The organism is Pseudoxanthomonas sangjuensis (genome assembly GCF_010211755.1).
Lineage (GTDB): Bacteria > Pseudomonadota > Gammaproteobacteria > Xanthomonadales > Xanthomonadaceae > Pseudoxanthomonas_A > Pseudoxanthomonas_A sangjuensis.
Map to the genome: position 1 here is coordinate 43,471 of NZ_PDWR01000022.1, position 17,573 is coordinate 61,043.

13 protein-coding genes are annotated in these 17,573 nt (G+C 70.4%); 6 read left to right on the forward strand and 7 right to left on the reverse strand.

Going from position 1 to position 17,573, the window contains the following annotated elements:
• Both ftsE and rhlB read right to left on the reverse strand, forming a co-directional pair.
• Window positions 1-690, reverse strand: coding sequence for a cell division ATP-binding protein FtsE (ftsE, locus tag CSC71_RS11825; RefSeq protein ID WP_162374582.1), 690 nt, complete (start codon window positions 688-690; stop codon window positions 1-3).
• 176 nt (window positions 691-866) lie between these two features.
• Window positions 867-2,519 (reverse strand): ATP-dependent RNA helicase RhlB, encoded by a 1,653-nt coding sequence (rhlB, locus tag CSC71_RS11830; protein WP_162374583.1) that lies wholly within the window; start codon window positions 2,517-2,519, stop codon window positions 867-869.
• 280 nt (window positions 2,520-2,799) lie between these two features.
• On the opposite strand from rhlB, the gene trxA reads away from it, so the two are divergent.
• From trxA to CSC71_RS11845, 3 genes are all read left to right on the forward strand, one after another.
• Window positions 2,800-3,141: a thioredoxin TrxA gene (gene trxA, locus CSC71_RS11835; protein WP_162374584.1), complete on the forward strand. Its 342-nt coding sequence runs from the start codon at window positions 2,800-2,802 to the stop codon at window positions 3,139-3,141.
• Window positions 3,142-3,336: 195 nt separating this feature from the next.
• The gene (rho, locus tag CSC71_RS11840) at window positions 3,337-5,001 is read left to right on the forward strand and encodes a transcription termination factor Rho (RefSeq protein WP_162374585.1); all 1,665 of its coding nucleotides are present in this window, start codon (window positions 3,337-3,339) and stop codon (window positions 4,999-5,001) included.
• 231 nt (window positions 5,002-5,232) lie between these two features.
• Window positions 5,233-7,041, forward strand: coding sequence for a monovalent cation:proton antiporter-2 (CPA2) family protein (locus tag CSC71_RS11845; protein ID WP_162374586.1), 1,809 nt, complete (start codon window positions 5,233-5,235; stop codon window positions 7,039-7,041).
• A gap of 9 nt (window positions 7,042-7,050) precedes the next feature.
• On the opposite strand, the gene CSC71_RS11850 is transcribed toward CSC71_RS11845, so the two are convergent.
• The 4 genes from CSC71_RS11850 to CSC71_RS11865 form a co-directional block, all read right to left on the reverse strand.
• Window positions 7,051-7,887 (reverse strand): hypothetical protein, encoded by an 837-nt coding sequence (locus CSC71_RS11850; protein ID WP_162374587.1) that lies wholly within the window; start codon window positions 7,885-7,887, stop codon window positions 7,051-7,053.
• 113 nt (window positions 7,888-8,000) lie between these two features.
• Window positions 8,001-8,888: an energy transducer TonB gene (locus CSC71_RS11855; RefSeq protein WP_162374588.1), complete on the reverse strand. Its 888-nt coding sequence runs from the start codon at window positions 8,886-8,888 to the stop codon at window positions 8,001-8,003.
• 85 nt (window positions 8,889-8,973) lie between these two features.
• A complete protein-coding gene (locus CSC71_RS11860) occupies window positions 8,974-12,327 on the reverse strand; it encodes an ankyrin repeat domain-containing protein (RefSeq protein ID WP_162374589.1) in 3,354 nt (1,117 codons plus the stop codon).
• Window positions 12,320-12,577 (reverse strand): YcgL domain-containing protein, encoded by a 258-nt coding sequence (locus tag CSC71_RS11865; RefSeq protein WP_162374590.1) that lies wholly within the window; start codon window positions 12,575-12,577, stop codon window positions 12,320-12,322. The genes CSC71_RS11860 and CSC71_RS11865 overlap by 8 nt, the downstream gene beginning before the upstream one ends.
• Before the next feature lie 171 nt (window positions 12,578-12,748).
• Here CSC71_RS11865 and CSC71_RS11870 point away from each other — a divergent pair, with 171 nt between their 5' ends.
• Genes CSC71_RS11870 through hemF form a run of 3 tightly spaced genes read left to right on the forward strand, consistent with a single transcriptional unit; the run spans window position 12,749 to window position 16,674 of the window.
• Window positions 12,749-15,127, forward strand: a complete 2,379-nt coding sequence (locus tag CSC71_RS11870; RefSeq protein WP_162374591.1) for a S9 family peptidase — start codon at window positions 12,749-12,751, stop codon at window positions 15,125-15,127.
• 37 nt (window positions 15,128-15,164) lie between these two features.
• Window positions 15,165-15,710: a hypothetical protein gene (locus CSC71_RS11875; RefSeq protein WP_162374592.1), complete on the forward strand. Its 546-nt coding sequence runs from the start codon at window positions 15,165-15,167 to the stop codon at window positions 15,708-15,710.
• A gap of 46 nt (window positions 15,711-15,756) precedes the next feature.
• Window positions 15,757-16,674, forward strand: coding sequence for an oxygen-dependent coproporphyrinogen oxidase (hemF, locus tag CSC71_RS11880; RefSeq protein ID WP_162374593.1), 918 nt, complete (start codon window positions 15,757-15,759; stop codon window positions 16,672-16,674).
• Here hemF and CSC71_RS11885 read toward each other — a convergent pair.
• A complete protein-coding gene (locus CSC71_RS11885; RefSeq protein WP_162374594.1) occupies window positions 16,671-17,156 on the reverse strand; it encodes a DUF421 domain-containing protein in 486 nt (161 codons plus the stop codon). The two genes, hemF and CSC71_RS11885, sit on opposite strands and share 4 nt — an antisense overlap.
• Window positions 17,157-17,573: the final 417 nt, after the last annotated feature.

Genomic DNA, 17,573 nt, shown 5'->3' on the forward strand with positions numbered 1-17,573 from the left:
TCACTCCGCCAGGTCGTCCGGGGAAATGTCGTCGACCAGCTTGCCGTGGTCGAGCACCAGCACCCGCTTCTTCATCTTCTTGATCAGCGCCAGGTCGTGGCTGACCACCAGCACGCTGGTGCCGCGCTCGGGCATCGACGCGAACAGCGACATGATCTCGGCGGCCAGGGTCGGGTCGAGGTTGCCGGTCGGCTCGTCGGCGACCAGCAGCCGCGGTTCGCCGACGATGGCGCGGGCGATGCCGACGCGCTGCTGCTCGCCGGCCGACAGCTGCGACGGCAGCGCGCGGCCGCGGTGGCCGAGGCCGAGCCTGGCCAGCACCTCGCGCACGCGCTTGCCGATGTGGTCGCGGCGCTCGCCGCGCAGGATCAGCGGCAGCGCGACGTTTTCCTCGATGGTGCGGTCGGTCAGCAGGCGATGGTCCTGGTAGACCACGCCGACCTCGCGCCGGTGCAGCGGGATGCGCGCGCCGCGCACCTTCAGCAGGTTGCGCCCGCCGAACAGCACCGCGCCGCGGCTCGGCCGCTCGCTCAGGTGCACGAGTTTCAGCAGCGTGCTCTTGCCGGCGCCGGAATGGCCGGTGACGAACAGCATTTCGCCCTGCACGACCTCGAAGCTGACGTCGTCGAGCGCGGCATGGCCGCCGGGATACTGCTTGCTGACATTTTCGAAGCGGAGAACGGCGCTCATGGGGGCCGATTATGGCATTAGCGCGAGCCGCCGATTCCGTGCGGGCCGCGGGACCGGGCCCGCACGCCGCAGGATCGCGCGCTCCAGCCAGCGCCGCTCTCCCACCGGCGCAACGTCGCCAATCCTCGATTCGAGGAAGGACACCGCCCGGGCGACGCCGCCCGCGGGCGCGGCGGTCACGCGCCGACCAGCGACTTCAGCTTGCGGCCCAGGCGGGTCAGGAAGGAATCGTTGGCGGCAGCCGGCTGCCCGGCCGGCTTTGCCGGCGCGACGGCGACCGGCGCGGCCACCGCGTCGGCGCCTTCCAGCGGACGGCCGTGGCGACGGCGGCGGCGCTTGCGCGGCGGGCGCTCGCCTTCGGGCTTCGTGGCTTCGCTGGCGACGACGGGGCCGGCAGCCCGTTCCGGACGCGGAGGACGTGGCGTGCGCGGCTTGTCGCCGTCGCGACGTTCGCCGCGCGGACCGCGGCCAGCCTGTCCTGAGCCTGTCGAAGGGCCGCGACGGCCATCGCGACCGCCACGACCGCCCTTGCCGCCGCGCTTCTGCTCCTCGGCCGCGCGCTGCTCGCGCGCCTCGCGGAAGATCTCGCCGATGCTCTCGCCTTCGTCCTCGTCGCCCCCCGCCGCGGCCGCGGCGCGTTCCGGGCGCGGCAGCGCGGTCAGCAGTTCGGTGGTGACCGCTTCGCGCGGGATGCTCTGCTCGATGTAGGCCTCGATGTCCGGCAGGCTCATCGCGTAGCGCTCGCAGGCGAAGCTGATCGCGTCGCCTTCCGCGCCCAGCCGCGCGGTGCGGCCGATGCGGTGCACGTAGTCCTCGGCGTCGAACGGCAGGTCGAAGTTGTAGACGTGGCTGATGCCGTCGATGTGCAGGCCGCGCGCGGCCACGTCGGTGGCGACGAGGATCTCCAGCTGGCCGGCCTGGAACTTCTTCAGCAGCGATTCGCGCTTCTTCTGCGGCACGTCGCCGGAAAGCACGCCGACGCGGTAGCCGGCCCGTTCCAGCGCGCGGGCGACGCGCTCGACGAAGGCCTTGGTGTTGACGAACACCATCGTGCGCGCGCCCTCGCTGCGCGACAGCAGGCCCAGCAGCAACGGGATCTTCTCGTCGTCGGCCGGGAAGTACAGCTTCTGGCGCACGCGCGCGGCGGTGACGGTCTCGGCCTCGACGACGAGCTTCTCCGGCTCGTTCATGTGCTCGTAGGCGAGCTCCAGCACGCGGTGCGACAGCGTCGCGCTGAACAGCAGGGTCTGCCGTTCGGTACGGATCGGCATGCGCCGAAGCAGGAAGCGGATGTCCTTGATGAAGCCGAGGTCGAACATGCGGTCGGCCTCGTCCAGCACGCAGACCTCGCAGGCGTGCAGCGACACCACCTTGTGCTGCTTGACGTAGTCGATCAGCCGGCCCGGGGTGGCGATGATGATGTCGACGCCCTGCTGCAGCAGTTCGCGCTGCTTGTCGTAGTCGACGCCGCCGTAGACCAGGGCGAAGCGCAGGCCGAGGTCGGAAGCGAACTTCACCGCGTCCTTGTGGATCTGGATCGCCAGTTCGCGGGTCGGCGCCAGGATCAGCGCGCGCGGGTCCTCGGGCTTGCGTTCGGCCAGCGCGGGGTGCGACAGCAGGCGGTTGATCGTGGCGACGAGGAAGGCCAGGGTCTTGCCGGTGCCGGTCTGCGCCTGCCCGGCGACGTCGCGCCCGGCCAGCGCCACCGGCAGGGTCAGCGCCTGGATCGGCGTGCAACGCGCGAAGCCGGCGGCCTCCAGCCCGGCCAACAGCGCCGGATGCAGGTCGAACGAGGAGAAGGTGATGTCGGTTAGGGGTTTGTCGCTCATGAATACTTCTTTAGCAGTGCCTGTTCATCGCGCCGCAGTGTTCCGCGGGCGGGCGTGGATTCGCGCGTTTCGTGCTTGCATCGCCGCCGCCGGCGTCGCACACTGCGCGCCTGATGCCTAGCCCGTGCGATGCCATCGGAAACCTTCCGCACAACCCCGCCGGGACTACTCCCGGACGCCCTTCCGGCGCCCTCGAAGGGGTTGGCGCAATACCCAAGTCTAACGCAATGCGGCGCCCCGCCCCGGCCGGCGCGTCCGATTCCTCCCCAGGAGACCCTCAGTGAGTGAAAAAGTGACCCATGTCGGCGACGCCGATTTCGACGCCGCCGTGCTGCAATCCGGCGAGCCCGTGCTGGTCGATTTCTGGGCCGAATGGTGCGGCCCGTGCAAGATGATTTCGCCGGTGCTGGACGAATTGGCCGACACCTACGACGGTCGCCTGAAGGTGGTCAAGGTCAACGTCGACGAGAGCCGCGCCACCGCGATCAAGTACCACGTGCGCAACATCCCGCTGCTGCTGCTGTTCAAGGACGGCCAGGTGCAGGCGACCCAGGTCGGCGCGGTCGGCAAGGGCCAGCTGACCCAGATGATCGACAAGACCATCGGCGCGCAGACCGCCTGATGCGCCTTCCCGGCCCCGTCGCGCGACGGGGCCGGCTAGCTGAACCGCTCCGTTCTTCCCGCTTGCCGCCGCCGCGGCGCGGTGTTAGTGTCGTTCCATCCGGCGCTGGGGTACGCGCCGCACCCATCTGAATCCGACCCGCTTTCTTCCCACCCGCCGCATGAGCCGGCTCTCGCCATCGCGAGGAATTCCCACTTGTCCGATACCACCGAAGACACCGGCGCAGTCGCCGAGAAGCGCGTGCGCAAAACCCGCGTAGCCAAGGCCGAAAGCGCCCCGACCGCCGCCGGCGGTTCGACGGCCGCTCCCGAAGCTCCCGCTCCCGCTCCCGCTCCTGCCGAGGCCGCGCCGCCGCGCGAGCAGGCCCAGGCCGCCGCCGAAGGCGGCGCCGAGGCCGGCGCCCCGCAGGGCGAGGGCGAACAGCAGCAGCGCGGCGAAAGCCAGCAGCGCTTCAACAACCGCCGCGAGCGCTTCCGCAACCGCCGCGACCGCAACCGCGAGCGTTACCAGAACAACGGCATGCCGCAGGACGGCGGCGAAGGCGCCGACAACCAGTTCGTGCCGCGCCAGCAGCCGAGCGTGCCGGAAGGCTTCCCGCAGTACTCGCTGGGCGACCTCAAGCGCATGCCGGCGCAGAAGCTGCTCGACATCGCCGAACAGCTGAACATCCACGAAGGCGTGGCCCGCGCGCGCAAGCAGGACGTGATCTTCGCCCTGCTGAAGGTGCTGACCCGCCACGGCGAAGGCGTCGCCGCCGACGGCGTGCTGGAAATCCTGCCCGACGGCTTCGGCTTCCTGCGCGCCGCGGAAGCGAGCTACCTGGCCGGCCCGGACGACGTATACATCTCGCCGTCGCAGATCCGCCGCTTCAACCTGCGCACCGGCGACCACCTGGCCGGCCGCATCCGCTGGCCGAAAGACGGCGAGCGCTACTTCGCGCTGGCCGTGGTCGACACGATCAACGGCGAGCCGATCGAAGCCAGCAAGGGCAAGATCCTGTTCGAGAACCTGACCCCGCTGTTCCCGCGCAAGCGCTTCGTGCTGGAGCGCGGCAACGGTTCGTCGGAAGACATCGCCGGTCGCATCCTCGACCTGATGGCGCCGCAGGGCAAGGGCCAGCGCTCGCTGATCGTGTCGCCGCCGAAGGCCGGCAAGACCATCATGATGCAGCAGATCGCCACCGCGATCACGACCAACCACCCCGACGTGCACATGATCGTGCTGCTGATCGACGAGCGCCCGGAGGAAGTCACCGAAATGCAGCGCACCGTGCGCGGCGAGGTGATTTCGTCCACGTTCGACGAGCCGGCCGCGCGCCACGTGCAGGTCGCCGAGATGGTGATCGAGCGCGCCAAGCGCCTGGTCGAGCACAAGAAGGACGTCGTCATCCTGCTCGACTCGATCACCCGCCTGGCCCGCGCCTACAACAACGTCGTCCCGTCCAGCGGCAAGGTGCTGACCGGCGGCGTCGACGCCAACGCGATGCACCGGCCGAAGCGCTTCTTCGGCGCGGCGCGCAACGTCGAGGAAGGCGGCAGCCTGACCATCATCGCCACCGCGCTGGTCGACACCGGCAGCGCGATGGACAAGGTGATCTACGAGGAGTTCAAGGGCACCGGCAACTCCGAGGTGCACCTGGACCGCCGCATCACCGAGAAGCGCGTGTACCCGGCGATCAACGTCAACCAGTCCGGCACCCGCCGCGAGGACCTGCTGATCGAACCGGAGCTGCTGCAGAAGATCTGGATCCTGCGCAAGCTGCTGCACCCGATGGACGAGATCGCGGCGATGGAGTTCCTGCTGGACAAGATGAAGAACACCAAGTCCAACGACGAGTTCTTCGCCTCGATGAAGCGCTGAAACTCCCCGAAAGACGCGACACAAAACGCCCCGCAACGCGGGGCGTTTTGTGTCGGACCGAACGCATCCCACCCGCGCCGGGCGGCTCAGCCAATCGCGGGATGCAACGACCATCCCGCACTCGCCCGATGGCAAGCGATTCTGGAATGCCTGCACCATGGTGGAATTGACCGGACGCCCCGCTGCCCCGCGGCAGACGCCGCGCACGCATAATGTCCGCAGGAGGTGCGCATGCACGGCGGTGGACTGAATCTGGCTCTGGTCTTCCTGCTCGCCGCGGTGGTGGCGGTGCCGGTATTCAGGCGCTTCGGCCTGGGCGCGGTGCTGGCCTACCTGGCCAGCGGCGTGGCGCTGGGCCCGTACGGCATGCGGCTGGTGCAGGACACCGACCGCATCCTCAACGCCGCCGAGATCGGCGTGGTGATGCTGCTGTTCGTGATCGGCCTGGAGCTGTCGCCGTCGCGACTGTGGGTGATGCGCAAGCCGGTGTTCGGCGCCGGCAGCCTGCAGGTGCTGCTGTCGGCGCTGCTGCTGGGCGTCGTCGCGATGTGCCTGGACCTGTCGTGGCAGGCGGCGCTGGTGGTCGGCGCGGGGCTGGCGCTGTCGTCGACCGCGGTCGGCCTGCAACTGCTGGGCGAGCGCAAGGAACTGGCCACCGGCCACGGCCGCCTCGGCTTCGCGATCCTGCTGTTCCAGGACCTGGCCGCGATACCGCTGCTGGCCGCGATACCCCTGCTGGCCGGGCGCGACGAAACCGGCGTGCACTGGCCGGCGATCGCCAAGGGGCTCGGCGCGCTGGCGCTGGTCGCGCTGGCCGGCCGGCCGCTGATGCGGCAGCTGTTCCGCGTGGTCGCACGCACGCGCATGCCCGAGGTCTTCACCGCCAGCGCGCTGCTGGTGGTGCTGGGCATGGCCTGGTTCATGCAGTTGGCGGGCTTGAGCGCCGGCCTCGGTGCCTTCCTCGCCGGCGTGCTGCTGGCCGACTCCGAGTTCCGCCACGAACTGGAAGCGCAGATCCGCCCGTTCCAGGGCCTGCTGATGGGCCTGTTCTTCATCGCCATCGGCATGGGCATCAACCTGCACCGCATCGCCGCCGAGCCGCAGCTGATCGCCGGCGGCGTGCTGGTGCTGCTGCTGGTGAAATTCGCGGTGCTGTACGCGGCCGGCCGCTGGAAGGAAGGCATGGACACGCGCGAGTCGCTGATGCTCGGCGGCGTGTTGTGGCTGGGCGGCGAATTCGCCTTCGTCGTGTTCGGCGACGCGCACCGGGCGCGGCTGATCGGCGAAGCCCTGCACGACCGCCTGGTCGCGATCGTCGGCCTGTCGATGGCGCTGACCCCGCTGCTGCTGATCGGCCTGTCGCGGCTGCTGGACAAGCTGCCGCAGTCCAAGCCCGAGGCGCGCGAGTTCGACACCATCCCCGACGACCACCCGAAGGTGCTGATCGCCGGCATGGGCCGCGTGGGCCAGATCGTCGCGCGCCTGCTGGTCGCGCAGAAGATCCCGTTCGTCGCGCTGGAGCACAGCGCCGAGCAGGTGGACACGCTGCGCCGCTTCGGCAACCGCCTGTACTACGGCGACCCCACCCGCGCCGAGCTGCTGCGCGCGGCCGGCAGCCAGCACGTCGGCGTGTTCGTGATCGCGGTCGACGACGTCGAGGCCAACGTGCGCGCCACGCGCCTGATCCGGCGCATGTACCCGAAGGCGCGGGTGCTGGCGCGCGCGCGCGACCGCCAGCACGCATGGCGGCTGATGGACCTGGGCGCGGAAACCTTCCGCGAAACGCTCGGCTCGAGCCTGGAGATGGGCGAGCAGGTGCTGGTGGCGATGGGCCTGCCGCCGGAAACCGCCGCCGACCACGTGCGCCGCTTCCGCGCCCACGACGAGAACCTGCTGCGCGAACAGCACCTGGTCTACGACGACGCAGACGCGGTGCTGCGCGCCGCGCAGGGTTCGCGCGCCGAACTGGAAAAACTGTTCGAAGCCGATGCGGGCGAGGTGGCGAGTACTACGCAGGAGCAGGAAACGGGCAGTGGGTGAGCGGCCCGGCTAACCGCCCGTGGATTTGAGCGATTTATACGCCGCCAGTATTCGGGCCACATCCAAATTCGGATGACTCGAAACGAATGCCTGCAATAAAGCATCCGCTCGCTGATCCCCTCGCTGGGATGCAGCAAACATCGCTCCAGCTATCGTCTCTGGCGAAGGTTGCGTGTTCAAGGAATATTGCAGACGTCCGTCCATATATGCCACAAAGGGGCTACTCGACTCCGACTTCAATTTTCCGAGTTCCGCGTAAGCCAGCACTCCAGCCTTGAAACCTTCGCCGCTGTCGTACGCCTGCGGGTTCCTTTCCCTCTGTGGCAAATACCTCACCGCCTCTTCAATCAGCCGATCCGCATAGAGCATTCTTGCCTTCATGCTCCCCGCCTCGCCGAGGGCCCTAAGCTCATCGGTAGTCATATCGGCAGCATCGATCCAGTCTTCCGGCAAAGGAAATCCCTGCTTTGCCATTGCCTTCAATTCTTCAACATCATCGAATTCCAAAGAATCGAAATAGTCATTGTTTTTTTTGACCAGAAAGTTCCTTTCGTCGGAAGGAAGCGCATTGAGAGTGGACTGCCAATTTTCTCCAGAAACCACTATTCGCGATTTCTTAAGAACATATTTACCCGGAATTACAATAACCGGGTCGGCACCCGTTGATGCTCTCGAAGAAGATATGGATGCCCCGAATTGGTCTTCCTGCCCTCCGGATACTCTGGCTTTTTCCTTTCGCGCATTCGTCTCAATGCCGCCACTCGGGTCATCCCCCATGCCATGGCATGCAGACAGCGAGACCGCACCAATTCCCATTAGAAGCAGGATGGAAGAAAGGTTTTTCATGGGGCTTATTCTCCCTCTATGGCGAGCAGGCGTTATCTCGCATATCCATGAAATGCCGTTCTAGGCCGATGCGGGCGAGGTGGCGGGGAAACCGCAGGGTTCGTAGGCCGGGTTCAACCGTCCTGCAGCGGCGTCAGCAGGCGCAATCCTTCCTCGCCACCTCCGACCGGATACAGGCCGCCCGCCGCCAGAGTGTCCGGGCGGAATCCGGGCATGTCGGGCCGTGTCTGCCAGGGCGCCCGGGTCCACGGGCCGGGAACATACGTCTCCCACTGGCCGTATGCCCGCTCGGGGCTGTCGCTGAAGCGATAATCCACCGGCACGCGCGACACCCAGTACTCGCGGCCCTCCGGGTCCGCCGTCAGCGCCGGATGGAAATCCGCAGGAAACCTCCAGCCGCGTGCCGCACGCATGCTGTTGTCGGCAAACAGCTTGCGCCACTTGTCCATGACATTGGCGCCGGCGACGAAATAAAGGTTCACCTGCTCGGTCACCACGTCGTGGACCGTTCCGTCGGCGCCGACCTTCAACAGCAGGTAGACGGTAGCCTCCACGCCGGCCTTCTGTGCGGATAGCGGGAAAACCGGAGGCGTCATCGCGGACGCGAGGCGCTCCATCGTTTCCTTGTCGTCCTTCCAGGGGTTCGCAAGCGGATCGAATTGAGCGCTGGCGATGCGCACGTTGAAGCCGCCGTCGTCCTGCTTGCGCGCCACCAGCCGCACGCCGAACCGGTTGCGCAGCGCGACCGGAACGCCATTGAGAAGCGTCGGTGCGAATTTCCATTCGATCATGCTGCGCGGAACGAATCCGCGTATGCCCTCCGGCAGTTCCCCCGGCCGGTCCAGCTCCACGTTCGTGACGCCGCCCTTTTCGTCGACCTCGATCAGGCCCGTCACCAGCATGCTCGACTCGATGGTCTTGCGTACGGCGCCAGGGCCGCGGCCAGCCTGCAGCGGCAGCGCGAACAGCGCGACGGCCAGGCCCAGCAGGATGCGTTTCATGTCCGGACCTTGTTCCGATGAGGGAGTGCGGCGGAGCCTAACCCATGCGCACGGACCGGGCAAAAGGCGGCGATGCTGCGCTTGGCTACGCCCGCGGTTCGCGCAGGAACTTGGCCATCGCCGGCACGCTGCCGGGCGCGGCCGGGTCGAATTGCGCGGCGACGTCGATGAAGCCGCGCATCACTGCGATCTCGCGCGGGCTGCGGTTGAGGCCGTCGCGCAGTTCCGGGTCGGCGCCGGCGCGCAGCAGGCGCTGGACCACGCGCAGCAGGCCGTGCAGCGCGGCCAGGTGCAGTGGGCCGAAGCCGCGCGGATCGCGCACGTCGAGCACCACGTCTTCCTCGAGCATGCGGTCGAGCGCGGCCAGCACCACGTCCTCGTCGCAGGCGGTGCCGGGCTCGGCGCGCGCGCCAAGCAGCAGCAGCAGCGGCGTCACCGAACCGGCGGCGACGCGCTCGGGTTCGGCGCCGGCCAGCAACAGGATGTCGAGCAGCGCGACCAGGCGCGCGCGGTCGCGGGCGATGAAGCCGAACAGCGCCGCGCAGTGCAGTGGGGTGAGGCCCTGCGCGTCGCTGGCGTGCACGTCGGCGCCGGCGGTGAGCAGGCGCGCGGCGATGTCGGGCAAGCCCAGCGCCGCGGCCAGCATCAGCACGGTGACGCCGCCGGGCAGGCGATGCTCGAGCTGCGCGCCGGCGCGCAGCAGCGCGTCGACGATGTCGGCCTGGCGCATGCTCACCGCCGCCGACAGCGGCGTGGCGCCGGTGTTGGCGGCGTGCTGCGGATCGGCGCCGTGCGCCAGCAGCAGGTCGACCGCGGCGCGGTGACCGCCACCGGCCGCGCGCAGCAGTGCGGTGCAGCCCTGCGCATCGACCGAATCGACCGCGAGGCCGAGGTCGAGCAGCTTGCGCACCGGGTCGATGTCGCCGGCCATCGCCGCGGCGGGCAGGTCGGCGGGACGCAGCGCGCGCTTCGGCAACGGCCAGCCGCGCCAGTCGAGCCAGTCGGCGAGGTCGCGGCGGCCGCTGGCGAGCGCGACGCCCAGCGGGGTCTGTCCGTCTGCGGCGCGCGCGTCGGGCGAGGCGCCCTTCGCGACCAGACGCTTCACCGCCTCGACCCGGCCCAGCGCCGCGGCCAGGTGCAGCGCCGACATGCCGTGGCGGTCGCGGGGCTCGCGATCGACGCCGAGGTCGAGCAGGCGATCCAGCAATTGCAATGCGTCGAGCCGGACCGCGAGCGAAAGCGCCGGATCGCCCGGCGGCGAATCGGCGAAGGCATCGGCGCCGCGTTCGAGCAGTTCCAGCGCGCAGGCCTCGATGTCGCGCGCGGGCGCCGCGTCCTGCGCGCAGGCGGCGAGGAAGCGCGACAGGCCGCCGGCGCCGGCCGGCGACAGGCCGCGGCGCAACAACGCGCGGATCGACGCGATCGCCGGCGCGCCCTGCGCGAACAGGGCGAACAGCGGGACGTCGCCGTGGCCGTCGCGCGCTTCCGCGGCGGCGCCACGCGCAAGCAGCCACTCCAGTGCGACCGGCGACAGCCGCAGCTCCGGATCGTGCAGCAGGCCGCCGAGTTCCTGCGCCGAACACAGCTTCGCCAGCGCGTCCTGGCCGTCGAAACCGCCGGCGCGCAGCGCGTCGCGCAGCAGCTCCAGCGGCGCGCGGTCGGGCGGCGCCTGCCCGGCCCCGCCATCGTCGTCGTTGTCGTTGCCGCCGGCGACCGCGGCGGGCAGCGCGTAGTCGGGATCGAGCGCGGTCACGATCGCCCAGCGCCCGGCTTCCGCGGCCAGGTCGATCGCTCGCTTGCCGTGCGCGTCGGCGAGGTCGGGTTCGACGCCCCATTCGAGCAGGCGCCGGATCGCGGTCGGCGAAACCACTTCCGCGGCGCAGGCCTGCATCAGCGCGTTGCGGCCCTGCGCGTCGGTGGCGTGGATGTCGGCGCCGGCATCGCGAAGTTTCTCCAGCGCGGCCGCGCGGCCGCCGCGCGCCGCGTCCAGCCACGGGGTCCGGCCTTCGCCGTCGACCGCCTGCACCTCGGCGCCGGCCGCGAGCAGCAGTTCGATGATCTCCACGTGCCCGGCCAGCGCCGCCTCGTGCAGCGCGGTGCGGCCGCGCGCGTCGCGGGTGGTCGCCCTGGCCTTGTGCTTCAGCAGCAGCTGCACGCCGGCGGCATCGTCCTCCTCGGTCGCGGCGGCGGCGAGCAGCACCGGCTGGCCGCCGGCGGGTTCGGGCTTGGCGCCGCGTTCGAGCAGGAATTTCGCCAGCCGCCAGTTGCCGGCGACGCAGGCCACGCCGAGCGGGGTCAGCCCTTCGTGGTTCAGCGCATCGATCTCGGCGGCGGCGTCGCGCAGCAGCGCGGCCACGCCGGGATCGGAACTGCGCGCGGCATGGTGCAGCGGGGTATTGCCTTCGCCGTCGACCACGCGCGGGTCGGCACCGTTGGCGAGCAGCGTGGTCACCGCGTCGGGACGGCCGTGCCAGCTGTCGCGGGTCGCGGCCAGCAGCGGCGTGACCCCGGCGCGGGCGTCGTTGAGGCCGACGCCGCGCGCGATCAGCGCGCGCAGCAGGCGCAGGTCCGGCAGCACCGCGGCGAGCGCGGCGAGGCCGCGCTGGTCGCGGCCGTCGGCCGGCGGCGCGGCGTGCGGATCGGCGCCGGCCTCGAGCAGTTCCAGCGCGCGCTCGACGCGGCCGCTGCGCGCGGCTTCGTACAACTGCGCGACCAGGTCGCCGGCGGCGACCGCGGTTTCCGCCGGCGCCGGCGCCCCGGCCGCGGCTCCCGCGGCCGCTTGCGGCTTCGGCTGGCGCTTCATTTCCACCACCGGCAGGCCGCCGGCGCGCATCGCGAACCGCTGCATGCCCCAGTGCAGCAGCGGCAGCGCCGCGGCATAGCCCAGCGCCGCAGGCCAGTGCGCCGCGGCCGGCAGCAGGCCCGGCCAGGCCAGCAGCAGGCCGCCGCCGATCGCCAGCGCGACCAGCGCGGCCACCGCCAGCCCGTGCCAGTCGTGGGCCTCCGGGTCGGACAGGGTTTGCAGGTGCGCCGGCCACGCGCCGGATTCGCGTTCGACGCTGCGCCACAGCGGCCAGCTGCGCCACAGCGCGATCAGCGCCAGGCCCGCCGCCACGCTCAGGCCCAGCACCGCGGCCAGGCCGGCGTCGCGCAGCAGCGACGCCAGCGGCCACGCCAGCAGCCCGGCGGCACCGCCGAAGCCCGCGCCCCAGGCGATCAGCAACGGGCCGATTTCGCCGAGCCAGCTCGCCGCATCGGCGCGCCGCGTCGGCACGCGCGTGCCGCGCCGCCACGACACGCCCAGCGCCAGCAGCGGCTGGGCGACGAAGGCGCACGCCGCGGGGACGATGCCGCCGAAGCCGGCCAGCGCGGCCAGCAGCACGCCCAGCGCCGGGGCCGCCGCGGCATGGCGTTTTTCGCGCCGGCCGGGCTCAGGCATCGGCGCGCTCGCCGGGCGACGCCTGCGGCGGGAACTGCACGTGGAAGCCGCGCGCGGCCAGGTTCTGCCGCACCACCGCCGCGTCCTCGCGGGCCAGCCGCCGTTCCGGGGTCAGCGCCACTTCCAGCACGAAGTCCAGCGCGCCCATCTGCGTGCGCAACGGTTCCGGCAACCGCGCGAAGTCGTCGCGCGCGGCGAGGTAGACGAAGGTGTCGGCCTTGCGCCGGCTCTTGTAAACGTAGGCTTGCATCCGTTCGGTACGACTTCTCGGGACTTCAACGTCGATACGCGATTGTGTCGGAATTGGCAGTGCGGCGAAACACCCGCGCGGCGGGCGCGGCGGCATGACCTGTGGAGGATTCGGCTTTGTGCACGGGCTGTTAACCTTGCCCGCCAGTCCCGCCGACCGGAATCCGACCCGATGCGCTTCGCCCCGCTTTTCGCGCCCGTCGCCCTCCTCGCCGCGCTGCCGCCGGCCGCCGCCTTCGCGCAGACGCCGCCGCTGACCATCGAACAGGTGATGGCCGACCCCGACTGGATCGGCCCGCCGGTCGAACAGGCGGCCTGGGGCTGGGACAGCCGCCACGTGCAGTACCGGCTCAAGCGCGACGGCAGCCTGGTCCGCGACAGCTTCGTGCAGGCGCTGGACGGCGGCGCCGCGCGCCGCGTCGGCGACGACGAACGGCAGGCGCTGGAAGGCGGCGCGCCGGTCTACGACGCGACGCGCCAGCGCATGGCCTTCGTCCGCAACGGCGACGTGTTCGTGCGCGACCTGCGCAACGGCGCGCTGACGCAACTGAGCCGCAGCGACGAAGCGGACGCGCAGCCGGCCTTCGCCAGCGACGGCGGCGTGGTCTGGCGCACCGGCGACGACTGGTGGCATTGGTCGCCGGACGGCGGCGTGGCCCAGGCCAGCGCGGTCAAGGCGCAGAAGGATCCGGCCGCGCCGCCGAAGCCCGACGCGCTGCGCGAACAGCAACTGCGCACGCTCGACACCCTGGCCCGCGACCGCGCATTGCGCGAGGAACTGCGCAGGCAGGACGAAGCCTGGCGCCGCGCCGACCCGAGCCGCGCGCCGGCGCCGGTCTACCTGGGCGACGACGTCGAGATCGGCGACAGCGCGCTGTCGCCGAACGCGCGCTGGCTGCTGGTGGTCACGCAGAAGAAGGGCGCCGACGCCGGCCAGGCCGGCAAGATGCCGAAGTACGTGACCGAGTCCGGCTACGAGGAATTCCAGGACGCGCGCACCCGCGTCGGCCGCAACCCGCCGTCGCCGCACCGGCTGTGGCTGGTCGACGTGGCAGGCGCATCGGCGCGCGAACTGAAGTTCGACGGCCTGCCCGGCATCGCCGACGATCCGCTCGCCGCGTTGCGCGAGCGGGCCGGCAAGGAGCCGCTGAAGGGCAACCGCGACGTGCGCATCGAGACCGACGGCGACGGCAGCGGCCCGGCGATCCACTGGAGCGCCGACGGCGCCAACGCCGCGGTGCTGCTGCGTGCGGTCGACAACAAGGACCGCTGGCTGGCCAGCGTCGATTTCGCCGCGGCCAAGCTGGTCGTGCGCCACCGCCTGACCGACCCGGCGTGGATCAACTGGAACTTCAACGAATTCGGCTGGTTGCCGGACGGACGCACGCTGTGGTTCCTGTCCGAACAGAGCGGGTATTCGCACCTGTACCTGCAGGCCGGCACCGGCAAGCCGCGCGCGCTGACCGCGGGTCGGTGGGAAGTCTCGTCGGTGGCGCCGAACGCCGACGGCAGCGCCTTCCTGTTCCTGTGCAACCGCGCGCGGCCGGGCGACTACGAAGTCTGCACCGTCGGTGCGGGCGGCGGCGAGGTGCGCGAACTGACCTCGCTCGACGGCGCCGAGGGTTTCTCGCTTTCGCCGGACGGCAAGCGGCTGCTGGTTTCGTATTCGCGCAGCTACCTGCCCACGCAGCTGGCCGTGGTGCCGGCCGATGGCGGCGAGGCGCGGGTGTTGACCGACACGCGCAGCGCGGCGTTCAAGTCGCGCGAATGGATCCAGCCGGAGATCGTGCAGGTGCCGTCGAAGCACGGCGCGGGCGTCGTGTGGGGCAAGTACTACGGGCCGAAGGATCCCGAGCCGGGCCGCAAGTACCCGATCGTGATGTTCGTGCACGGCGCCGGCTACCTGCAGAACGTCGACCTGCACTACCCGAACTACTTCCGCGAGCAGATGTTCCACAACCTGCTGGTGCAGCGCGGCTACGTCGTGCTCGACCTGGATTACCGCGGCAGCGCCGGCTACGGCCGCGACTGGCGCACCGCGATCTACCGCAACATGGGCCATCCGGAGCTGGAGGACTACCTCGACGGCCTCGACTGGCTGGCGGCGAACAGGCAGGGCGACGCCGACCGCGCCGGCATCTACGGCGGCAGCTACGGCGGCTTCATGACCTTCATGGCGCTGTTCCGCGCGCCGGGCAAGTTCAAGGCCGGCGCCGCGCTGCGCCCGGTGGTCGACTGGACCCAGTACAACCACGAATACACCAGCAACATCCTCAACACCCCGGACATCGACCCCGAGGCGTACAAGGCCTCGTCGCCGATCGAATTCGCCGCCGGCCTGCAGGACCACCTGCTGATCGCGCACGGCATGATCGACGACAACGTGTTCTTCAGGGATTCGGTGGTGCTGGCGCAGAAGCTGATCGAACTGCACAAGGACAACTGGCAGATCGCGCCGTATCCGCTGGAACGGCACGGCTTCACCCGCGCCGACTCGTGGCTGGACGAGTACAAGCGCATCCTGAAGCTGTTCGAAGAACAACTGAAATGAAGCACATGCCCAGGCCGTTCGACGGGACGCCGAAGCCGTGAACGCGCCGCGCTCGCCGTTCGTCAACGCGCTCGGCTGGGTGTCGTTCGCGCTCGCCGCGCTCGGCGTCGTCTCCGGATTGATGCAGGCGGCGATGCTGCCGGCGCTGCAGCCGGAATCGCTGCTGCAGGCCCTCGGCGACGGCGGCATGGCGCTGCCGCCCGCGCTGCGCTGGACGTTCGAACACCTGCAGCTGCTCAACGGCGCATCGACCCTGCTCTCGGCGCTGTTCGCGTGGGTGTCGTGGGACCTGCTGCGGCGGCGCGAGTGGGCGCGGCGCGCCTTCATCGCCTTCCTCGTGCTGGGCGCGGCCGGCGGGTTCGCCGGCGCCGCGCTGTGCCTGCATGCGCTGGACTGGGCGGCGGCGCAAAACCCGATGGACGCCGGCGAACTCGACCCGCTGTTCGCGAGCCTGCAGTCGGCGACGCGGGTGGTGGCGATCGGCTCGGCGAGCCTGGTCGCGCTGCTGCACGCGGCGATCGTGTGGAAACTGTGCGCGCCGGCGATCCGCGCCGAGTTTTCCGGCGGCGAAGGGTCGGCATAGCGGCGCCGCGATCCCGGCCGGCGCGCGCAACGCATAGAATGCCGGCATGAACGAATTCGACGACGTCCGCCAATACCTGCTCGGCCTGCAGGACCGCATCTGCGCCGCGATCGAGGCCGCCGACGGCGGCGCGCGCTTCCACGAAGACAACTGGACCCGCGCCGAGGGCGGCGGCGGGCGCACCCGCGTGCTGCGCGACGGCGCGGTGTTCGAACAGGCCGGCATCGGCTTCTCCGACGTGTCCGGCACGAAGCTGCCGCCGTCGGCGACCGCCGCGCGGCCGCAGCTGTCCGGCGTGGCGTGGCGCGCGGCCGGCGTGTCGCTGGTGTTCCATCCGCGCAACCCGTACCTGCCGACTACGCACGCCAACGTGCGCCACTTCCGCGCCGAACGCGACGGCGAAACCGTGGCCTGGTGGTTCGGCGGCGGCTTCGACCTGACTCCGTTCTATCCGTTCGACGACGACGTGCTGCACTGGCATCGCACCGCGCGCGCGCTGTGCGAACCGTTCGGCGGGCAGGAGCGCTACGCGGCGCACAAGCGCTGGTGCGACGAGTATTTCTTCCTCAAGCACCGCGGCGAGACCCGCGGCGTCGGCGGCCTGTTCTTCGACGACCTGCACGGCGACTTCGACCGCGAATTCGCCTACCTGCGCGCGGTCGGCGACGGTTTCCTCGACGCCTACCTGCCCATCGTCGAGCGCCGCAAGGACGCGCCCTTCGGCGAGCGCGAGCGCGAGTTCCAGCTGTACCGCCGCGGCCGCTACGTCGAGTTCAACCTGGTCTACGACCGCGGCACCCTGTTCGGCCTGCAGAGCGGCGGCCGCGCCGAAAGCATCCTGATGAGCCTGCCGCCGCGGGTGCGCTGGGAATACGGCTACGCGCCGGAACCGGGCAGCGCCGAGGCGCGCCTGCACGACTACCTGCGCCCGCGCGACTGGCTGGCCGAGCTGGCGCCGCGCTAGCCCGCCCTGCCGTCGCGGGTTTCGATGGTGATGTGGCCGTTGGTTTCGAGGATGGCCAGGCGGATGTCCGCCTCGCGGATGCAACCGGCCGCGCGCATCGCCTTGCGGAAATCGGCCTCGCTGACCAGCTGCTTGCGCAACACCCCGCGGTGGACGCGGCCGTCCCGCGCCAGCACCGTCGCCTGGCCCTCGACCAGCCGGCGGAAGCGCGGGTAACGCGCTGACAGCCAGGCCACCACGTAGTTCAGCACGATCAGCGTGCCGGCCATGACGCAGGCGCCGGTCAGCGAGTTGTCGCCGCCGTTGATGCCGTTCTGCACCGCGTTGCCGATCAGGATCAGCAGGATCAGGTCGAACGGGGTGAACTGGCCGACCGCGCGCTTGCCCGAAACCCGGACCAGCGCCATCACCAGCACGTAGACGGCGACGCCGCGCACGACGAAGTGCCACCACGGCGCCGACAACTGGAACATCTCGGCCATCGCACCCGCTCCCGACGTATCGACCGGCCGATTGTGCCGGTTCCGCCGCGTCTTCGCCGCCATGAAAAGGGCTGCTTTTGGTTCCGACGCGATCACGCATGGTGCATCAGGGGCGCGATCCCGACGTGCACCGCCACGAAATCGCCGGAAGCCCTCTGGAGGGAAGCCCCCTGAGTCAGGGGGCGCCGCGGAGCGGCGGGGTCTGGCAGCACGGTGCGGGGCCCAAGATTCGCGCCGCGAATCTTGGGGGTCTTTTCATGCGTGCATGAAAAGAGCGCACAAATAAAAAGCCCCGCTAGCCGGGGGAAGGCTGCGGGGCCGGGGAACTGGCCCTTATACACATCCGACGCTGCGGCCGAAGAGGATAATGGAGGTGTCTAGGGTGGCGCGGTCAGTAACATAAAATACGAAGGGGAG